This window comes from Bacillus sp. FSL R9-9834 (genome assembly GCF_038006905.1).
Taxonomy (GTDB): domain Bacteria; phylum Bacillota; class Bacilli; order Bacillales; family Bacillaceae_G; genus Bacillus_A; species Bacillus_A pacificus.
Genome location: NZ_JBBOWD010000001.1, coordinates 5267215 through 5287837, shown reverse-complemented (window position 1 = coordinate 5287837; position 20623 = coordinate 5267215). Strand labels below are relative to the sequence as shown.

The following is a 20623-nucleotide window of genomic DNA, read 5'->3' as shown; positions in this document are numbered from 1 at the left end:
AGGTGTCCCTCCTTTACTAAGATGGTAAAAGAATAAGGTTGCGCAACAAATGTACAACCTAAATAAATATAAAATGTATATTTATACGAAACGTATTTTAAAACCTAAAAACGTCGTTTGTATATGAGATAGGGTTTTCGACAAAAAAAGCGAATGTGGATAATCATTTACCCACATGTGATTAAAACTGTCCACATGTTATACACAAATTGTGGATAAGATAAAGATGTGGAAAACTTATTCAAAGTGAAAACACAACTATAATATCAAAAAAAAGTAGCTATAGCAATGAAATTAAGAAAGTTATCCACAAAATCAATACCTTGTGGAATAAACTTGTCCACAACACGATATACTGTGTAAAAGTACGAAAAGAGTTTGTGGATATAAAAAACAAGAAAAATTATTTATCCACAAGGAAATATAGCGTCTGTGAAAAAGTATGTGAATAGGTTCAAAATGAATATTTGATGAAAATTTCTAGAACCATTGACATTTTCCTAGTTGATTAACTATAATTTATAAGACTGTCTTTAACAGATATTCCTCAGGGAGGTGTCATATAATGAAAAGAACTTACCAACCAAATAAACGTAAGCGCAGCAAAGTACATGGTTTCCGCAGCCGTATGAGCACAGCGAACGGACGTAAAGTGCTAGCAGCTCGTCGTCGTAAAGGAAGAAAAGTATTATCTGCGTAGACCACTGATCGTTCAGTGGTCTTTTTTTCTAATAATAGTGAATTTCCGCTGATGAACTACAGGAGTGTCAATTGATATGAAGAAAAAACATCGTATAAAAAAGAATGATGAATTCCAGACGGTTTTTCAAAAAGGAAAATCGAATGCAAATCGTCAATTTGTTGTCTATCAACTAGATAAAGAAGAACAGCCAAACTTTCGTATTGGCCTATCTGTCAGCAAGAAAATAGGAAATGCAGTAGTGCGTAATCGAATTAAACGTATGATTCGCCAGTCGATCACAGAATTAAAAGATGAGATAGATTCTGGAAAAGATTTTGTTATAATAGCAAGGAAGCCTTGTGCAGAGATGACATATGAAGAATTGAAGAAAAGCTTAATTCATGTCTTTAAACGCTCTGGTATGAAAAGAATAAAAAAGTAGCGTAAGGAAATGAATTACACTATATACATACCGAAACAAGGAGGAGCAGGCTTTGAAAAAGAAAATAGGTTTACTAGCCATGGTTATTGCATTAATGGCAATTGCTACTGGCTGTAGTGAAGTCAATCAGCCGATTACACCGAAAAGTACTGGAATTTGGAATGAATATTTCGTATACCCGCTTTCTCAGTTAATTACGTATTTTGCCAACTTATTTGGTAGTAATTACGGTTTAGCAATCGTTGTTACAACTCTTATTATTCGTTTTGCATTATTACCGTTAATGATTAAACAAACGAAGAGTACGAAAGCAATGCAATCGTTACAACCAGAAATGGTGAAGTTAAAAGAGAAATATAGTTCTAAAGATCAAGCGACACAGCAAAAATTACAACAGGAAATGATGCAGTTATATCAAAAAAATGGTGTAAATCCATTAGCCGGTTGTTTACCAATCTTCATTCAAATGCCAATTCTATTCGCTTTTTATCATGCGATTATGAGAACGGCTGAAATTAAGCAGCATAGTTTCTTATGGTTTGATTTGGGACATGCAGATCCGTACTATATCTTACCGATTGTTGCGGCAATTACGACATTTATTCAGCAAAAGCTTGCAATGGCAGGAACTGCTGGCCAAAACCCGCAAATGGCAATGATGATTTGGCTTATGCCTATCATGATTTTAATCTTTGCAATTAACTTCCCGGCTGCATTATCACTTTACTGGGTTGTTGGTAATATCTTTGGTATTGCTCAAATGTATTTTATCAAAGGACCAGAAATTAAGGCTAGTAAGGCTGAGGGATCAGGCAAGTGAGTATAATCACTGCTAAAGGTCATACAGTCGAGCTGGCAGTAGAGGATGCTTTAAGACAATTAAATGCTTCAAAAGACCGAGTAGATATAAATATTATCGATGAGGGTAAGAGAGGGTTCTTAGGCTTATTTGGAAACCGACCTGCAGTAGTAGAAGTTGTATTGAAGAAAGATCCAATTCAAGAATGTGAAGAATATTTAAAAAATGTTATTCACGATATGGGTGTGGAAGCTGAGATTAGTAAAATTGTAAAAGGACGCGAAGTTGAATTTACAATTTACGGCGAAAATGTAGGTGTTTTGATTGGAAAGAGAGGAAACACCTTGAATTCTTTACAGTATTTAACAAAACTTGTGGCGAATCGTAATACGAAGCAGTACATTGGTATCACACTAGATGTGGAAAATTATCGTAGTAAAAGAAAAGCTACGTTAGAAGCACTTTCTTATCGATTAGCAAAACAAGTAGTAAGTACGAAAAAAAGAGTTGTGTTGGAGCCTATGCCATCTTTTGAACGAAAGATTATCCACCAAGCATTATCTAATCATCAAAATATCATTACAACTTCTGAAGGAAAAGAACCACATCGACATGTTGTAATATCTTCCAAGTGACCGGTTACTCAATTGAGTGCCGGTTTTTTTGAGGGGAAAATAGGTGTGGATAACTAAAAAACACTAAACTTATCCACTGTGAATAAGTTTAGTGTTTTTTACATGAGGACATAATAAAATGAGTTATTATTCTTTTGTAGATAGGTTCGTTATGGTATTCTAATAATTTAGTGAAGAAAATAATCATGTTGAAATAGAGATAAATAAGCAAGTGAGGTGAAAGGACATGGAATTTGATACAATTGCCGCGATTTCCACAGCGCTTGGAGAGGGTGCAATTGCCATTGTTCGAGTAAGTGGGGATGATGCGGTTGAAAAAGTTAATCGTATTTTTAAAGGGAAGGATTTAACAGAGGTTCCTTCTCACACAATTCATTATGGTCATATTGTTGATTTAGATACAAATCAGGTTATTGAAGAAGTAATGGTGTCTATTATGCGTGCACCAAGGACTTTTACACGTGAAAATATAGTAGAAATTAACTGTCATGGTGGACTTGTTTCAGTAAATAAAGTATTGCAGCTTATTTTAGCGCAAGGAGTACGATTAGCGGAACCTGGTGAATTTACAAAACGTGCTTTTTTAAATGGCCGTATTGATTTATCACAAGCAGAAGCTGTTATGGACTTAATCCGTGCAAAAACAGATCGTGCAATGAATGTAGCGATTAATCAAATGGAAGGACGATTATCCAAATTAATCGGCCGTTTGCGTCAGGACATATTAGAAACGTTAGCTCATGTTGAGGTAAACATAGATTACCCTGAATATGATGATGTGGAAGAAATGACACATAATATTTTAATTGAGAAAGCTACACATGTTCGTGCTGAAATTGCAAAAATATTAGAAACATCGAAGCAAGGAAAGATTTTACGTGAAGGTATTGCTACTGCAATCATCGGTAGACCTAATGTTGGGAAATCATCGCTATTAAATAGTCTCGTTCAGGAGAAAAAGGCAATTGTAACTGATATTGCAGGAACAACTCGTGATGTTATTGAAGAGTACGTTAATGTGCGTGGTGTACCACTTAAACTTATAGATACAGCCGGAATTCGTGAAACAGAAGATGTTGTTGAACGAATTGGTGTAGAGCGTTCAAAAGAAATGATGAGTCAAGCTGATTTAGTGTTAGTTGTCGTTAATTATAGCGAAGCTTTAACGAATGAGGATGAAGATCTATTCCGTGCCGTACAAGGAAAAGATTTCATTGTTATTGTAAATAAGACAGATTTACCGCAAGCAATTGATATGGAACGTGTTATAGAATTGGCAGCGGGGAATCGTATTATTACAACGTCGTTAATTGAGGAACAGGGGATAGATGAGCTTGAAACGGCAATCGCTGATTTATTCTTTGAAGGAACAATTGATTCTGCAGATGTAACATATGTTTCTAACGCGAGACATATTGGATTATTAACACAAGCAGGAAAAACAATTGGAGATGCAATTGAGGCGATAGAAAATGGTGTTCCAATTGATATGGTGCAGATTGATTTAACAAGAACGTGGGAAATACTTGGTGAAATTACTGGTGACACCGTTCATGAAAGCTTAATTGACCAGTTGTTCTCTCAATTTTGTTTAGGAAAATAATATAGTGATGTTTCAGAAAGATAGAGATTATTAGGAGGAATAAACAATGGGATACAATGCCGGTTCATACGATGTCATAGTAATCGGTGCAGGTCATGCAGGATGTGAAGCTGGTCTTGCGGCAGCACGAATGGGCTCCAAAACATTAATGTTAACAATTAACTTAGATATGGTAGCGTTTATGCCATGTAACCCTTCTGTTGGTGGACCAGCAAAAGGGATTGTTGTTCGTGAAATTGATGCATTAGGCGGAGAAATGGGACGCAACATTGATAAAACGCATATTCAAATGCGTATGTTAAATACAGGTAAAGGGCCAGCTGTACGTGCACTTCGAGCACAAGCAGATAAGTTCTCTTACCAGCATGAATTAAAGAAAACAATTGAAGAAACACCAAACTTAACGTTGTTCCAAGGAATGGTAGAGCGTTTAATCGTTGAAGACGGCGAATGTAAAGGGGTAATTACGCAAGCTGGTGCTGAATATACAGCAAAGACAGTCGTAATTACGACTGGAACGTTTTTACGTGGTGAGATTATTATGGGAGATTTAAAATATTCGAGTGGTCCAAATAATCAACAACCATCTATTACTTTATCGGAACATTTAGAGGAGCTTGGATTTGATCTTGTTAGATTTAAAACAGGTACACCTCCACGCGTAAATAGTAATACGATTGATTACAGTAAAACAGAAATTCAGCCAGGTGATGATAAGCCACGAGCTTTCTCTTTTGAAACGACAAAGTTTATTATGGATCAAATTCCATGTTGGTTAACGTATACGAGTACGGAAACACATCGTTTAATAGATGAAAACCTACATCGCTCAGCTATGTATTCTGGTATGATTAAGGGAACAGGTCCTAGATATTGTCCTTCAATTGAAGACAAGGTAGTAAGGTTTAATGATAAACCACGTCATCAAATTTTCTTAGAGCCAGAAGGACGTAACACACAAGAAGTGTACGTACAAGGTTTATCCACAAGCTTACCAGAAGACGTACAGCGTGATATGCTTAGAACAATCCCTGGTCTAGAAAATGTTGAAATGATGCGTACAGGTTATGCAATTGAATATGATGCAATTGTGCCAACGCAACTATGGCCAACACTTGAAACGAAAAAAATTAAAAATTTATATACAGCAGGACAAATTAACGGAACTTCTGGTTACGAAGAGGCGGCAGGACAAGGGCTTATGGCCGGAATTAATGCAGCATGTCGTTCTTTAGGTAAAAAAGAAGTTATTTTAGGTCGTGAGGATGCTTATATTGGTGTCTTAATTGATGATCTTGTAACGAAAGGGACGAATGAACCATATCGTTTATTAACGTCTCGTGCAGAGTATCGTCTATTATTACGCCATGATAATGCGGATCTTCGTTTAACTGAAATTGGTCATGAAATTGGATTAATTAAAGAAGAACGCTATGAGCAATTTACAAATAAAAAACTACAAATTGAACAGGAAAAGGAACGTTTAAGTAGCATTATTATTAAACCACGTCCTGAAGTTCAAGAATTAATTCGCAATATTGGTGGAAGTGAATTGAAAGATGGAATACGTGCAAGTGACTTATTACGTCGTCCAGAGATGACATATGAGCATATCCATCTTTTAGTACCAAGTGAAGTAGAATTAAGTGATGAAGTTACAGAGCAAGTTGAAATTCAGATTAAGTACGAAGGATATATCGAAAAATCTTTACAGCAAGTAGAGCGTATGAAGAAGATGGAAAGTAAAAAAATTCCTGTCGATATTGATTATGATGCGATTTCTAGCCTTGCATCAGAAGCTAGACAGAAATTGAAAGATGTTCGTCCACTTTCAGTGGGGCAGGCTTCACGTATATCGGGCGTAAATCCAGCGGACATTTCCATTTTACTTGTGTATATTGAACAAGGAAAAATTGCGCGAGTATCGAACCAATAAATAGTAAGGAGATATTGTTAGATGAACATAGAACAATTTCAATCTATGCTAGAAGAGAAGGGCATCACCCTCTCTTCTAGACAGTTAGAGCAGTTCGAAATCTACTTCGAAACATTAGTAGAATGGAATGAAAAAATGAATTTAACGGCTATTACGGAAAAAGAGGAAGTATATTTAAAACACTTTTTTGATTCCATTACAGCTGCTTTTTATTACGATTTTTCAAAACCATTCTCAATTTGTGATGTTGGCGCAGGAGCTGGATTCCCAAGTATTCCTTTAAAAATCTGTTTCCCGCATTTAAAAGTGACGATTGTAGACTCATTGCAAAAACGTATTAATTTCTTAAATCATTTAGCACAAAAGTTGGAATTGAGTGACGTCGCGTTTTGTCATGATCGTGCTGAAACATTTGGAAAAAAAGAAGGTGTACGTGAAGCGTATGACATTGTAATGGCACGTGCAGTCGCACGTCTTTCAGTATTAAGTGAGCTATGTTTACCACTTGTAAAAGTTGGGGGAACATTCATTGCAATGAAAGGTGCTGCAGCAAACGAAGAAATTGAAAATGGCAAGTATGCTTTAGAGGTGCTAGGCGGGGATTTAAAAGAAATGTCTACGTTCCAATTACCGTTTGAAGAAAGTGAACGTAATATTTTATTAATCGAGAAAAAGCGCAAGACACCAAAGAAATATCCACGCAAACCGGGAACACCCAATAAATTACCTATTGAAAAATAAATCTTATTAGACGTAAGATTAAATTATATAAATGAAAACGTAAATGTTTCATAGGAAACATTTTATGGAGAATAGTCAATAGGCCTAAAGGTGGTGGAATATGTATGAAAAATACGTTTTCTCGTTTATTTGGCTTTGGAGATAAAGAGAGCGAATTCGAATTACAAGACGAAAGCCATGAAGAAATAGATAAAAAGGTATATGAAGAAATACAAGAAATTCCGATAGTAAATATTACCCCTAACCGTTATCAACCACGAACCGTTTTTGATGACGCGCGTATTGAGGAACTAGCATTAACGATTCGTACACATGGACTTATTCAGCCAATTGTTGTGAGGCAATATGAGGATGATAAGTACGAGATTATTGCTGGAGAAAGGCGTTTCCGTGCAGCAACAAAATTAGGGTGGGAAAAGGTTCCTGCAATTATAAAAAACTTAAATGATACAGAAACAGCTTCTGTGGCTTTAATTGAAAACTTGCAACGTGAGGAACTAACAGCAATCGAGGAAGCTGTGGCATATCAAAAGCTAATTGAGTTACATAATTTAACGCAAGAAGCATTGGCACAAAGACTCGGAAAAGGACAATCCACAATCGCAAATAAGTTGCGATTGTTAAAGTTGCCTGAAGAAATAAAAAATGCGTTATTAGAAAAAAGTATTACAGAACGCCATGCCCGTGCGCTCATCCCTTTAAAGAATGAGGAATTACAACTGAAGGTTTTACAGGAAATTGTGGAGAAACAATTGAATGTAAAGCAAACAGAGGAACGAATTGCGAAATTACTAGAGGAAGCAAAACCGAAGCGTAAGGCAAAGCAAAAAGCAGTAAGTCGAGATACGAGAATTGCCATGAATACAATTAGGCAGTCATTACAAATGGTTGCTGACAGTGGTTTAAATGTTAATTCTGAGGAAGAAGAGTTTGACGAGTACTATCAAATTACAATTCAAATTCCGAAGAAAAAATAATAATGGCGTGTTAGAGACCTGATCCTATTGGATAGGTCTCTTTTACTATATTTTCTTGTTAGATGAAGAAGGAGTTTACAAATAAATTTTGAAGTTTAATAAGGACATAAAAGAAAAACTTTTATTTCATGTTACAATAAACGTAATTGTTACTAGAATAAGATAGAAAGGTTGAAAGTAGGTGACATCATGGGAAAAATCATTGCTATAGCCAATCAAAAGGGTGGCGTTGGAAAAACAACAACATCTGTTAATTTAGGGGCTGGATTGGCACAAGTAGGTAAAAAGGTCCTTCTTGTAGATATTGATGCTCAAGGAAATGCAACGACGGGTGTGGGAATTGAAAAATCCGAATTAGATCAATGTATTTACAATGTTCTTGTGGAAGATGCAGATGTTCAAGGGGTTATACAGAAAACCGCAACTGAAAACTTAGATGTTCTACCCGCTACAATTCAATTAGCAGGTGCTGAAATTGAATTGGTACCGACTATTTCCCGGGAAGTACGTTTGCAAAGGGCATTACAGCCAGTTCGTGATGAATATGATTATATTATTATCGACTGTCCCCCGTCCTTAGGGTTATTAACGATTAATGCATTAACTGCAGCAGATTCTGTTATTATTCCTGTTCAATGCGAATATTACGCACTAGAAGGGTTAAGTCAGCTATTAAATACAGTTCGACTTGTGCAAAAGCACTTAAATAAAAATCTAGCAATTCAAGGCGTATTGCTAACAATGTTAGATGCCCGTACAAATTTAGGGATTCAGGTTATAGATGAAGTGAAAAAATACTTTAGAGATAAAGTATACCGTTCGATTATCCCTCGTAATGTTCGTTTGAGTGAAGCACCAAGTCATGGGAAACCAATTATGCAGTATGACGCTAAATCAAGAGGGGCAGAAGTATATATAGATTTAGCAGAGGAAGTGATTGCAGGTGGCTAAAGGATTAGGAAGAGGAATCAATGTGTTTTTTCCTGATTTAGATGTGAAAGAAGAAGAGACAATTCAGGAGATTACGATAACTGAATTAAGACCGAATCCATATCAACCACGTAAACACTTTAATAAAGAGGCGATTCAGGAATTATCGGCCTCTATTAAAGAGCACGGCATATTACAACCATTAATTGCTAGAAAGAGTATTAAAGGATATGAAATTGTTGCAGGTGAAAGAAGATATCGTGCTGCTAAAGAGGCGGGACTCGAAAAAGTACCTGCCGTTGTAAGACAATTAAATGAGCAGCAAATGATGGAGTTTGCATTGCTTGAAAACTTACAACGAGAAGATTTAAATCCAATGGAAGAAGCAATGGCATATCAAATGTTAATGAATGAGCTAAATGTGACGCAAGAACAATTAGCAAAACGTCTTGGTAAGAGTAGACCTTACATTGCAAACTATACGCGATTATTAAGCCTCCCTTCTTTTGTGCAAGATATGATTGCAAATGGTCAACTTTCAATGGCTCATGGGAGAACTTTACTTACGATAAAAGATGAAGAGCAGTTGAAATCTTTACTGAAACGAATTGAAAAAGAAGGGTTAAATGTTCGTCAATTAGAGAAAATTGTTCAGGAGATTAATCAACGCGTTTCACGTGAAACAAAACAAGTAAAAAAAGAGAGAAATATATTTTTCGTAGAACGCGAAACGTTCTTAAGAGAAAAGTTTGGCACAGAGGTAAAAATTAAAGAAACAAAAAAGGAAAAAGGTAAAATCGAAATTGAATTTTTCAATAAAGAAGATTTAAATCGTATTTTAGAATTATTAGCGCAGCAAAACTAAAAAGCAAACCATCTTATTATTTATAGATGGTTTGCTTTTTTTAATACAGATAATTTTTGGTCTGTTTCTTTTATGCTTTGTGCGATTACGTCAGCCATTTTCATGACTAAACTTAATCTTGTATTTTGCAGGACGAAAAACTCCATAAAACCGTTCAGATTTACGATGCCATGAATATGTAAGTCACCAACTGCTGGTAATTTCTTATTCATCGCAGCTCCGGGTTTACTAGGTCCCATTCCGGTAGTGATGGAACCGATACTTTGAGATTTTCCTAAACAAGCATCAACCGCAATTATAAATGAAGTAGGATTATCTTTCTGTATATTCTGAATTTTTTCTTCTAAGTTTAGCGCATGTACTGGTTCATCCAGTGTGCCGAACACTTGGAAGTTTGTAATTCCTACTTGTTCTAGTTTCGTACCGACTAATGGCCCGAGTGCATCGCCTGTAGAACGATCTGTTCCGATACAAACGAGAATAATTGGTATATGGTTTTTAATAGGGATATGGGAAAGTAAGAAGTTACTAATTGTCTCGGAGGCTTCTAAATCTTGGTGCATAACATTTTGAGTTTCTTTTTCGAAAAAAGGTAAGCGAAAACTTCCAATATTCATGAAGCACCCATCCTTTTAATAAATTTTCAAAATATGTTATATGGTGAGTGAAATGGAAAACTATAAGTGCGTACTTGCTGTAAAATTTAAGTGAGAACGGAAATAATAGTACTAGTATATATATATTCGTTCCATTTTATACCTGTATGTAGGTTAACAAATGGAATTAAAGTCATAAAATTTTTTCAGCAATTAGGAGACTTCTGATACAATAAGAAGGATAACTAAAAAGAAATTTTGGCTGGAGAGGTAGAGGTACATGGATTTATTAACGAAGTGGTTTAATGCTACGAAACAGTATTTACTAGATGCTGATCGTTGGGCTCATATTGGAATTGCGACATTAAAAATATGTATCATTTTAACAATTGGTGCAATTGTAGTACGAATTGCAAGAGCGGTTGTACGGAATGCGTTTCGTATGGGAAGTCGTTCGCCAATTCAAATTTCAGAACGTCGTACAGTTACAGTAGCGAAGTTACTTGAAAATATTGTGGCATACGTTGTTATGTTTATTATGTTAATTGCGATTTTAGGTGTGTTTGATATTAATGCATCAGGTTTATTAGCCGGTGCAGGGGTAATTGGTTTGGCAGTCGGATTTGGTGCTCAAAGTTTAGTGAAAGATGTTATTACAGGGTTATTTATCTTGCTAGAAGATCAATTTTCAGTCGGTGACTACGTAAAAATTGGTCAGTTTGAAGGAGTCGTTTTAGAGATTGGACTTCGTACAACAAAAGTAAAAAGTTGGACAGGTGAAATTCATACTTTACCAAATGGAAGTATCATTCAAGTTACGAACTATTCAGTTAGTAATAGTGTAGCATTTGTTGATGTATCTATTTCGTATGAGGCTGACATAGCGAAAGCAGAGCAAGTCATTGAAGACTTATTACAAGAATTACCTGCAAAGTACGAAAAAATGGTAACAACACCGCAATTGTTAGGTGTGCAAACATTAGCTGCTTCAGAAGTAATATTACGTGTTATTGCTGAAGTAGAGCCAATGCAACATGCAGTTATTGCGAGAGCACTTCGTAAAGAAATTAAAAATCGTCTAGATCTACATGGTATTGAAATTCCATATCCACGTATGGTTTTATATAATCGTGAAGAATTAGTGAGTGAAAAAGCAATTTAGTATGGAGAGGGGTTTGGAGAATGGAGCAAAAGCAGTATAACTTGTATGATGTTGTGGAAATGAAGAAAGCCCACCCATGTGGTGAGAATCGTTGGAAGATTATTCGTATGGGAATGGATATCCGCATTAAGTGCGAGGGATGTGACCATTCAGTAATGATTCCTCGAAGAGAGTTTGATCGTAAGGTAAAAAAAATACTTGTGAAGCACGAAGAATAGAGAGAAAGTAACAGTTGCAGTGGGTAGCTGTTACTTTTTTTCGTTTGGAGGAAACTTGTCATTTTTTTCGTTACTATCTATAATGATGAAAGATTGAGACATAGGAGTGAAAAATATGGGATTAACGGCTGGGATTGTTGGATTACCTAACGTAGGGAAGTCCACTTTATTTAATGCAATTACACAAGCAGGAGCAGAATCTGCAAACTATCCATTCTGTACAATTGATCCAAACGTAGGAATTGTAGAAGTACCAGATGAGCGTTTAAATAAATTAACGGAATTAGTAGAACCGAAAAAAACTGTTCCGACTGTATTTGAGTTTACTGATATTGCAGGTATCGTAAAAGGTGCTAGTAAAGGCGAAGGTTTAGGAAATAAATTCTTATCTCACATTCGCCAAGTAGATGCAATTTGCCAAGTTGTTCGTTGTTTTGAAGACGAAAATATTACGCACGTTTCAGGGAAAGTAGATCCAATTGATGATATTGAAACAATCAACCTAGAACTAATCTTAGCCGATTTAGAATCTGTTGATAAACGTATCGAACGTGTTGCGAAATTAGCAAGACAAAAAGATAAAGAAGCAGTATATGAGCATGAAATTTTAGTTCGTTTAAAAGAAGCTTTTGAAGAGGGAAAACCGGCTCGTACTGTTGAATTTACAGAAGAACAAATGAAGATTGTTAAAGGCCTTCATTTACTGACAACGAAAGAAATGTTATATGTAGCAAACGTAAGTGAGGACGATGTAATCGATCCTTCTGAAAACAAATATGTACAAATGGTAAAAGAATTTGCTGCGAATGAAAACTCTCAAGTAATCGTTGTATGTGCAAAGATCGAATCAGAAATCGCTGAGTTAGACGAAGAAGAGAAAAAGGTATTCCTTGAAGAACTAGGCATTGAAGAATCTGGTTTAGATCAATTAATTCGTGCTGCATATGATTTATTAGGACTTGCTACTTACTTCACAGCTGGTGTACAAGAAGTACGTGCATGGACATTCAAACAAGGAATGAAAGCACCACAATGTGCTGGTGTAATTCATACAGACTTTGAGCGTGGATTTATTCGTGCAGAAACAGTTTCTTACGAAGACTTAATGACAAATGGTTCTATGACAGCTGCAAAAGAAGCTGGTAAAGTTCGTTTAGAAGGAAAAGAGTATATCGTAAAAGACGGAGATGTTATGCACTTCCGTTTTAACGTTTAATTTAATATTTCCTAGGAAAAATAAAGATATGAGCTTGGCAAATATATTATATGTTTGCCAAGTTTTTTATGTATGGGTGAGTTGATTCATCTAACTTACTATGATATAATCTAAACTCGTGAGTAATTACTATAAATTAATTGCTCCTTGCCCATTATGGGCCGTTTAGACCAAAAGGAGGTGAAAGTGTAATGAGAAAGTACGAAATTATGTACATCATTCGTCCTGGCGTTGAAGAAGAAGCTCAAAAAGCTTTAGTTGAACGTTTTGCAGGTGTTTTAACAAACAATGGTGCAGAAATCATTAACACGAAAGAGTGGGGTAAGCGTCGTTTAGCTTACGAAATCAACGACTTACGTGAAGGTTTCTACATGATCTTAAACGTGAAATCTAACGCAGAAGCGATTAACGAATTCGACCGTTTAGCTAAGATCAACGAAGACATCCTTCGTCATATCGTTGTTAAAGAAGAAGAAAAATAATTGATATATAAGGGAGAGTGGTTCGATTGATGAATCGTGTTATCCTCGTTGGTCGTTTAACTAAGGACCCTGACTTACGTTACACGCCCAATGGTGTTGCAGTAGCTACTTTTACGTTAGCTGTGAATCGCGCATTTGCCAATCAACAAGGTGAGCGTGAAGCTGACTTTATTAATTGTGTAATATGGCGTAAACAAGCAGAAAACGTAGCAAATTATTTGAAAAAAGGTAGCTTAGCAGGCGTAGATGGACGTCTTCAAACTCGTAATTACGAGGGACAAGATGGTAAACGTGTATACGTAACAGAAGTTCTTGCGGAAAGCGTACAATTTTTAGAGCCGCGTAATGGCGGTGGGGAGCAACGCGGTTCATTTAATCAGCAACCATCAGGAGCTGGTTTCGGTAACCAAGGCTCTAACCCATTTGGTCAATCTAGTAATTCAGGTAACCAAGGTAACTCTGGATTTACGAAGAATGACGATCCATTTTCAAATGTAGGTCAACCGATCGACATTTCCGACGACGATTTACCGTTCTAATACAGTAAATTTGTTAGTTTTAACAAAGAATGGAGGGAAATAGACATGGCAGGACGCAAAGGTGGACGTGCGAAACGTCGTAAGGTGTGTTTCTTCACAGCTAACGGCATCACTCGCATCGATTATAAAGATGTTGATTTATTAAAACGTTTCGTTTCTGAGCGTGGTAAAATTTTACCTCGTCGTGTAACAGGAACAAGCGCAAAATACCAACGCAAACTTACAGTTGCAATTAAACGTGCTCGTCAAATGGCACTTTTACCATATGTTGGTGAATAATAGCGTATGAAATGCACAGTAGAGTCGGACTCTACTGTGCATTTTGCTATGCTTTTCTTTTTTGAAAGAGAGGTTAAAATGTGAGGCAAGCGAGATTTATTACTGAAGGAGCCGCGTTGTTGGCTATATATGTAATGTTATTGTTTATATCTATGTATGTTCCGATTTTAGGTACAGTTGTAACGTTTGCATTGCCGTTGCCATTTATATTGTTAACGATAAGATATAAATTATCGAATGCATTTGTAATTTTTACGGCTGCATTTTTAATTGTTGTTTTTGTAAGTCAGCCGATAGGTCTAGTAAAGACGGTCGTATTTGGGTTGATGGGTATTGTTTTAGGGTGCATGTATAGAAAACAAAGAAAGCCATTGGAGATTTTAATAACCGGTTCACTTGCATACTTAATCAGTATTATGCTCATTTATGTTGCCAGTATAAAGTTTTTTAACATAGATTTTATAAAGCAAATACAAAATATGTTTAATAAAAGCGTAGTGCAAAGTGAAAAGATAGCAAGTGTTGCTGGTATGCCGATTAGTAAAGAGCAAAAAGAGTTATTTGTACAAATGAATGATATATTACAAGCGGTATTCCCGAGTATACTTGTGATGGTTTCTGTATGTCTTTCTTGGATTACCATAATAATATCAGGTAGTGCTTTAAAAAAGCTAAAGCATGATGTTATACCTTGGCCTAAGTTCAAAGATATACAATTACCAAAGAGTATTGTTTGGTATTACGTTATATTTATTTTGCTATCAACTTTTATAAAAGTAGAACCGACATCATATTTACATATGGTATTTTCTAACCTATATGTCATATTTGCTTTATTACTAGTGCTGCAAGGCCTGACGTTTATCACTTTTCTAGCGCATAGCAAAGGTTTTACGAAAGGGGTTCCTATTATTAGTTTTATCGCCTGCATGTTTATCCCGATGCTGTTTCCTCTTGTGACAATCTTAGGTATAATTGATTTAGGGATTTCATTGCGTTCTAAAATAGGAGGATAAAATAATATTCCTTATACTATTTTAATCTGTATTACTAACTGGAAGGTGAGTTAGTTTTACTTTATAGGAGTTGTATACATGCCTGAATTTTATAAGAAACAGTGGTTTTTATATCCTGTTTACGTATTGGCATTTTTTGTGTTTGTGCTCATTTCAATTCTCTGTTATTTTCATTTACTAATGGGGATAGTCTCCTTCTTTATTTTTTGTATCGTCCTTTTTGTTGTTGTACGATTTGAACTTACTTTCCAAAAGAATTTTGAAAAACATACGACAGATATGATTACAAGGGTAAAGAAAGTGAGTAATGAGGCATTTAACCAGATGCCAATTGGTATTTTGTTATACAATAAGGATTATGGGATTGATTGGGCAAATCCTTATTTATCTTCATGTCTGGGGCAGCATGCATTAGCTGGATGGCACCTTTATGATGTATCAGAAACGTTACTTCTTTTTATTAAGGGAGAAACGTCCGATGATATAGTCTCTTTAAATAATCGAAAGTTTCGTGTCTTTGTAAGGAAAGAAGAAAAGTTAATTTATTTCTTTGATGTAACAGAACAAACAGAGATTGAAAAGATGTACGAGGATCAACGTACTGTTTTAGCTGTCATTTATTTAGATAATTATGATGAAGTTACACAAGGGTTGGATGATCAATTACGTACGAATATAACAAGTCTTGTAACATCAAGACTAAATGAGTGGGCCGTTAAGTATGGGGCATATTTAAAACGTGCATCTTCAGAAAGATTCTTCGTTGTGTTAAATGAAAGTATTTTAGCGCAGATGGAGAAAGGGAAATTTAGCATTTTAGATCAAGTACGTGAAGAAACATCTAAAAGGAATATACCACTTACATTAAGTGTAGGTGTTGGATCCGGTGATTTACCTTTATCCGAGCTTGGGGCAATGGCTCAATCAGGTTTAGATCTTGCGCTTGGGCGTGGTGGAGATCAAGTAGCTATTAAACAAGCGACAGGTAAAGTTAAGTTTTATGGTGGTAAGACAAATCCGGTGGAAAAACGTACTCGTGTACGTGCCAGAGTGATTTCGCATGCATTAAAGGATTTAGTATTAGAAAGTAGCAATGTCATTATAATGGGGCATAGGGCTCCTGATATGGACGCAATTGGTGCTGCGATTGGTATTTTAAAGGTAGCGCAATTAAATGAGCGCAAAGGATATATTGTGCTCGATGAAAATGATTCTGATAAGGGAATTAAGCGTTTAATGGATAAAGTGAAACAAAATGAAGAGTTATGGTCTCACTTTATTACACCAGAACAAGCGATGGAATTTGCAAATGATGATTCCTTACTTGTTGTTGTTGATACGCATAAACCTTCAATGGTGATGGAAGAAAAGCTGTTACGCAAAATTGAAAATGTAGTTGTGATTGACCATCATCGCCGAGGAGAAGACTTTATTGAGGATCCGTTGCTTGTTTACATGGAGCCATATGCTTCTTCTACGGCAGAGCTTGTTACGGAATTACTTGAATACCAACCGAAAAATTTAAAAATGACAATGTTAGAAGCAACAGCATTATTAGCAGGTATTATTGTTGATACGAAAAGCTTTACATTCCGGACAGGTGCTCGTACGTTTGATGCGGCTTCTTATTTACGCTCACACGGTGCAGATACTGTACTTGTACAAGAGCTTTTAAAAGAAGATATGAATCAGTATTTACGGGTTGCAAAAGCTATTAAAAATGCGTACATTTATACAAATGGAATTGCGATTGCAAAAGTTGATAGCGATGATTACTACGATCAAGTGCTTATTGCGCAATCAGCGGACACATTATTAACAATGACAGGAATTATTGCATCGTTTGTTATTGCAAAACGTGGCGAGAATTTCATTGGAATTAGCGGCAGGTCTTTAGGTGAAGTGAATGTGCAGCTAATTATGGAAAACTTAGGTGGTGGCGGGCATTTAACGAATGCAGCCACACAAATGAAAAATGTTACAGTAGATGAAGCTGAGGAGAAGCTTCGATTTGTTATTGATGACTATTTACAGGGAGGCACACAATCATGAAAGTAATTTTTCTAAAAGACGTAAAAGGTAAAGGGAAAAAAGGGGAAGTAAAAAACGTACCAGATGGTTATGCAAATAACTTCTTACTAAAACAAGGATTAGCTGCTGAAGCGACAAATAGCAGTATGAAAACTTTAGAAGCTCAAAAGCGCAAAGAAGAAAAAGATGCAGCAGCAGAGCTTGAAAATGCAAAACAATTAAAAGAAACGTTAGAGAAATTAACTGTAGAATTAAAGGCTAAATCTGGAGAAGGCGGCCGTCTATTCGGTTCAATCACAAGTAAACAAATCGTAGATGCAATGCAAAAATCTCACAATATTAAACTTGATAAGCGTAAATTTGAAATGGATGATGCAATTCGTGCGTTAGGCTATACAAACGTTACTGTGAAATTGCATCCGCAAGTAACAGCAACAGTAAAAGTTCATGTTAGTGAACAATAAAACTAAGTTAAGCAAGGAGGATTGCGTATGAGTGATGTAATGGCTGATCGTACCCCTCCGCATAATATAGAAGCTGAGCAGGCAGTCTTAGGTGCTATATTAATTGATCAGGATGCATTAACTTCAGCATCGGAACTGTTGGTACCTGACTCATTTTATCGAACGAAACATCAAAAGATTTTTGAAGTCATGCTTGGGCTATCTGATAAGGGGGAGCCAATTGACTTAGTAATGATGACGTCAGCGATGGCTGATCAAGGATTACTAGAAGAAGTTGGTGGGGTTTCTTACTTAGCAGAATTAGCAGAAGTTGTTCCGACTGCTGCTAACGTAGAGTATTATGCAAGAATCATCGCTGAAAAAGCACTGTTACGTCGTTTAATTCGAACGGCGACTCATATTGTGTCTGATGGATATGAGAGAGAAGATGATGTGGATGGTCTTTTAAATGAGGCTGAGAAAAAAATATTAGAAGTATCTCATCAGACGAATGCGAAAGCATTCCAAAATATTAAAGACGTTCTTGTAGATGCTTACGATAAAATCGAACTTTTGCATAATCAAAAAGGTGAAGTGACCGGGATACCGACTGGATTTACTGAATTAGATAAGATGACGGCAGGGTTCCAACGAAATGATTTAATCATCGTGGCGGCACGTCCGTCGGTAGGTAAAACGGCATTTTCATTAAATATCGCACAAAACGTAGCGACGAAAACGGATGAAAATGTAGCGATTTTTAGTCTAGAGATGGGTGCTGATCAGCTTGTTATGCGTATGCTTTGTGCAGAAGGGAATATTGATGCACAAAGACTTCGTACCGGATCGTTAACTTCTGATGATTGGGCGAAATTAACGATGGCAATGGGTAGCCTTTCTAATGCTGGTATTTATATTGATGATACGCCGGGGATTAAAGTAAATGAGATTCGAGCAAAATGTCGTAGATTAAAACAGGAACAGGGTCTTGGTATGATCTTGATTGACTACTTACAGCTTATTCAAGGAAGTGGGAAATCAGGAGAGAACCGTCAGCAGGAAGTATCTGAGATTTCTCGTACACTAAAAGGGATTGCGCGTGAATTACAAGTTCCTGTTATTGCCTTGTCACAGTTATCTCGTGGTGTAGAATCTCGTCAAGATAAACGTCCGATGATGTCTGATATTCGTGAATCGGGAAGTATCGAGCAGGATGCCGATATCGTAGCCTTTCTATATCGTGAAGATTACTATGACCGAGAAACGGAAAATAAAAATACGATTGAAATTATTATTGCAAAGCAGCGTAATGGTCCAGTAGGCTCAGTAGAGCTCGCATTCGTTAAAGAGTTCAATAAGTTCGTTAACTTAGAACGTCGCTTCGAAGATGGACATGCGCCGCCGGCATAACGATAGTATAAAAAAGAAACGCATTTCTTATAATAAGATGTGTTTCTTTTTTTTTATAGAAAAGATAAGGCTTTCATAGTGTGAAAATATAATTCTTACGAACGAAAAAGTTTTTTGGTAAAAAAATGTTCGTTTTTTGGTTGACTTCTTTTTCGGTTTTGGTACAATTATATTGTTTGAATAGATCGTTTGAAAATTGCGGAGGTGCTTTAATAATGTCTTCAGTAGTAGTTGTAGGAACACAATGGGGCGACGAAGGAAAAGGTAAAATCACTGATTTTCTTTCTGAGCATGCGGAAGTAGTTGCAAGATATCAAGGTGGAAATAACGCAGGACATACAATTGTTTTTGGCGGAGTTAAATATAAATTACACTTAATTCCATCTGGTATTTTCTATAAAGAGAAAATTTGTGTAATCGGAAACGGCTTAGTAGTAGATCCGAAAGCATTACTTGAAGAGTTAAAATACTTACACGATCGTGGTGTAAGTACTGATAATTTACGCGTAAGTAACCGTGCGCACGTTATTTTGCCTTATCACTTAAAACAAGATGAGTTAGAAGAAGCAAGTAAAGGTGATAACAAAATCGGTACAACGAAAAAAGGTATCGGTCCTGCATATATGGACAAAGCTGCTCGTATTGGTATTCGTATGGCTGATCTTTTAGACCGTGAAGCATTTAAAGAGAAGCTTGAGCGCAATTTAGCACAAAAAAATCGTTTGTTTGAAAAAATGTACGATACAGAAGGTTTCAGTGTAGAAGAAATCTTCGAAGAGTACTTCGAGTACGGACAACAAATCGCGCAATATGTGTGTGATACGTCTGTTGTATTAAATGATGCATTAGATAATAATCACCGTGTATTATTTGAAGGTGCACAAGGTGTTATGCTTGATATCGACCACGGTACGTATCCGTTTGTTACATCTTCTAACCCAATTGCTGGTGGTGTAACAGTTGGAACTGGAGTTGGTCCTGCAAAAGTTACTCGCGTTGTAGGTGTATGTAAAGCATATACAAGCCGCGTAGGTGATGGTCCATTCCCTACGGAGCTTCATGACGAAATTGGTCATCAAATTCGTGAAGTTGGTCGTGAGTATGGAACGACAACTGGTCGTCCACGCCGCGTAGGTTGGTTTGATAGCGTTGTTGTAAGACATGCGCGTCGTGTTAGTGGTTTAACAGATTTATCATTAAACTCTATCGACGTTCTAACTGGTATTCCAACTCTTAAAATTTGTGTTGCTTACAAATACAATGGCGAAGTTATCGATGAAGTTCCAGCAAACTTAAACATTTTAGCGAAATGTGAGCCTGTATACGAAGAGCTTCCAGGTTGGACAGAAGATATTACTGGTGTAAGATCATTAGACGAGCTTCCTGAGAATGCAAGAAAATACGTAGAACGTGTTTCTGAGTTAACAGGAATTCAATTATCTATGTTCTCAGTTGGACCAGATCGTAACCAAACGAATATCGTTCGTAACGTATACGAAGCTTAATTGATATTTTTAAGAAAAAACTCATGTCCGCATGAGTTTTTTCTTATTTTTTATAAAAAAATAAAAAAGGTATTGCAAAAAATAAATAAAACATGTTATGATACATCTTGTCGTCA

At 36.3% G+C, this 20623-nt stretch carries 22 protein-coding genes; 21 read left to right on the top strand and 1 reads right to left on the bottom strand.

Annotated elements, in window-relative coordinates; translation table 11 throughout:
• The first annotated feature begins 565 nt into the window (after window positions 1–565).
• The 10 genes from rpmH to spo0J all read left to right on the top strand — a co-directional run bounded on the left by rpmH (window position 566) and on the right by spo0J (window position 9610).
• A complete protein-coding gene (gene rpmH / locus MKY00_RS27640; protein WP_000831901.1) occupies window positions 566–700 on the top strand; it encodes a 50S ribosomal protein L34 in 135 nt (44 codons plus the stop codon).
• A 76-nt stretch (window positions 701–776) separates the two neighbouring features.
• Complete coding sequence (rnpA, locus tag MKY00_RS27635) at window positions 777–1124, top strand: ribonuclease P protein component (protein WP_000726627.1); 348 nt, start codon at window positions 777–779, stop codon at window positions 1122–1124.
• Window positions 1125–1176: 52 nt separating this feature from the next.
• Window positions 1177–1944 (top strand): YidC family membrane integrase SpoIIIJ, encoded by a 768-nt coding sequence (gene spoIIIJ / locus MKY00_RS27630; RefSeq protein WP_000726761.1) that lies wholly within the window; start codon window positions 1177–1179, stop codon window positions 1942–1944.
• Window positions 1941–2558 (top strand): RNA-binding cell elongation regulator Jag/EloR, encoded by a 618-nt coding sequence (jag, locus tag MKY00_RS27625; RefSeq protein WP_016719084.1) that lies wholly within the window; start codon window positions 1941–1943, stop codon window positions 2556–2558. The genes spoIIIJ and jag overlap by 4 nt, the downstream gene beginning before the upstream one ends.
• 226 nt (window positions 2559–2784) lie before the next feature.
• On the top strand, window positions 2785–4161 hold the full coding sequence (mnmE, locus tag MKY00_RS27620; RefSeq protein ID WP_000393772.1) for a tRNA uridine-5-carboxymethylaminomethyl(34) synthesis GTPase MnmE: 1377 nt from the start codon (window positions 2785–2787) through the stop codon (window positions 4159–4161).
• Between the two features lie 46 nt (window positions 4162–4207).
• The gene (gene mnmG, locus MKY00_RS27615; protein WP_016719083.1) at window positions 4208–6097 is read left to right on the top strand and encodes a tRNA uridine-5-carboxymethylaminomethyl(34) synthesis enzyme MnmG; all 1890 of its coding nucleotides are present in this window, start codon (window positions 4208–4210) and stop codon (window positions 6095–6097) included.
• A 21-nt stretch (window positions 6098–6118) separates the two neighbouring features.
• On the top strand, window positions 6119–6838 hold the full coding sequence (gene rsmG / locus MKY00_RS27610) for a 16S rRNA (guanine(527)-N(7))-methyltransferase RsmG (protein WP_001019621.1): 720 nt from the start codon (window positions 6119–6121) through the stop codon (window positions 6836–6838).
• Between the two features lie 104 nt (window positions 6839–6942).
• Window positions 6943–7815 carry a nucleoid occlusion protein gene (noc, locus tag MKY00_RS27605; RefSeq protein WP_000799023.1) on the top strand — a complete coding sequence of 291 codons (873 nt, stop codon included), beginning with the start codon at window positions 6943–6945 and terminating at the stop codon, window positions 7813–7815.
• Window positions 7816–8004: 189 nt separating this feature from the next.
• Complete coding sequence (gene soj, locus MKY00_RS27600; RefSeq protein WP_000516114.1) at window positions 8005–8766, top strand: sporulation initiation inhibitor protein Soj; 762 nt, start codon at window positions 8005–8007, stop codon at window positions 8764–8766.
• Entirely contained in the window at window positions 8759–9610 is an 852-nt protein-coding gene (gene spo0J / locus MKY00_RS27595) for a stage 0 sporulation protein Spo0J (RefSeq protein WP_001051838.1), read from the top strand. The genes soj and spo0J overlap by 8 nt, the downstream gene beginning before the upstream one ends.
• A gap of 20 nt (window positions 9611–9630) precedes the next feature.
• On the opposite strand, the gene yyaC is transcribed toward spo0J, so the two are convergent.
• On the bottom strand, window positions 9631–10227 hold the full coding sequence (gene yyaC / locus MKY00_RS27590; RefSeq protein ID WP_016719082.1) for a spore protease YyaC: 597 nt from the start codon (window positions 10225–10227) through the stop codon (window positions 9631–9633).
• Between the two features lie 259 nt (window positions 10228–10486).
• On the opposite strand from yyaC, the gene MKY00_RS27585 reads away from it, so the two are divergent.
• The 11 genes from MKY00_RS27585 to MKY00_RS27535 all read left to right on the top strand — a co-directional run bounded on the left by MKY00_RS27585 (window position 10487) and on the right by MKY00_RS27535 (window position 20507).
• Window positions 10487–11368 (top strand): mechanosensitive ion channel family protein, encoded by an 882-nt coding sequence (locus MKY00_RS27585; RefSeq protein ID WP_000365102.1) that lies wholly within the window; start codon window positions 10487–10489, stop codon window positions 11366–11368.
• Window positions 11369–11388: 20 nt separating this feature from the next.
• A complete protein-coding gene (locus MKY00_RS27580) occupies window positions 11389–11586 on the top strand; it encodes a DUF951 domain-containing protein (protein WP_000436051.1) in 198 nt (65 codons plus the stop codon).
• A 115-nt stretch (window positions 11587–11701) separates the two neighbouring features.
• Complete coding sequence (ychF, locus tag MKY00_RS27575) at window positions 11702–12802, top strand: redox-regulated ATPase YchF (protein ID WP_000524669.1); 1101 nt, start codon at window positions 11702–11704, stop codon at window positions 12800–12802.
• Window positions 12803–12993: 191 nt separating this feature from the next.
• Complete coding sequence (gene rpsF / locus MKY00_RS27570) at window positions 12994–13284, top strand: 30S ribosomal protein S6 (RefSeq protein ID WP_001233778.1); 291 nt, start codon at window positions 12994–12996, stop codon at window positions 13282–13284.
• A gap of 26 nt (window positions 13285–13310) precedes the next feature.
• Entirely contained in the window at window positions 13311–13823 is a 513-nt protein-coding gene (gene ssb, locus MKY00_RS27565; protein ID WP_000981966.1) for a single-stranded DNA-binding protein, read from the top strand.
• A 45-nt stretch (window positions 13824–13868) separates the two neighbouring features.
• On the top strand, window positions 13869–14102 hold the full coding sequence (gene rpsR / locus MKY00_RS27560) for a 30S ribosomal protein S18 (protein WP_000918873.1): 234 nt from the start codon (window positions 13869–13871) through the stop codon (window positions 14100–14102).
• Window positions 14103–14236: 134 nt separating this feature from the next.
• Entirely contained in the window at window positions 14237–15118 is an 882-nt protein-coding gene (locus MKY00_RS27555) for a YybS family protein (RefSeq protein WP_074585820.1), read from the top strand.
• A 78-nt stretch (window positions 15119–15196) separates the two neighbouring features.
• Window positions 15197–17170, top strand: a complete 1974-nt coding sequence (locus MKY00_RS27550) for a DHH family phosphoesterase (RefSeq protein ID WP_001113898.1) — start codon at window positions 15197–15199, stop codon at window positions 17168–17170.
• A complete protein-coding gene (gene rplI / locus MKY00_RS27545) occupies window positions 17167–17613 on the top strand; it encodes a 50S ribosomal protein L9 (RefSeq protein ID WP_000864231.1) in 447 nt (148 codons plus the stop codon). Before MKY00_RS27550 ends, rplI begins: the two co-directional genes overlap by 4 nt.
• A 27-nt stretch (window positions 17614–17640) precedes the next feature.
• The gene (gene dnaB, locus MKY00_RS27540; protein WP_001286244.1) at window positions 17641–19002 is read left to right on the top strand and encodes a replicative DNA helicase; all 1362 of its coding nucleotides are present in this window, start codon (window positions 17641–17643) and stop codon (window positions 19000–19002) included.
• Window positions 19003–19217: 215 nt separating this feature from the next.
• Window positions 19218–20507, top strand: a complete 1290-nt coding sequence (locus tag MKY00_RS27535; RefSeq protein WP_000100224.1) for an adenylosuccinate synthase — start codon at window positions 19218–19220, stop codon at window positions 20505–20507.
• Window positions 20508–20623: the final 116 nt, after the last annotated feature.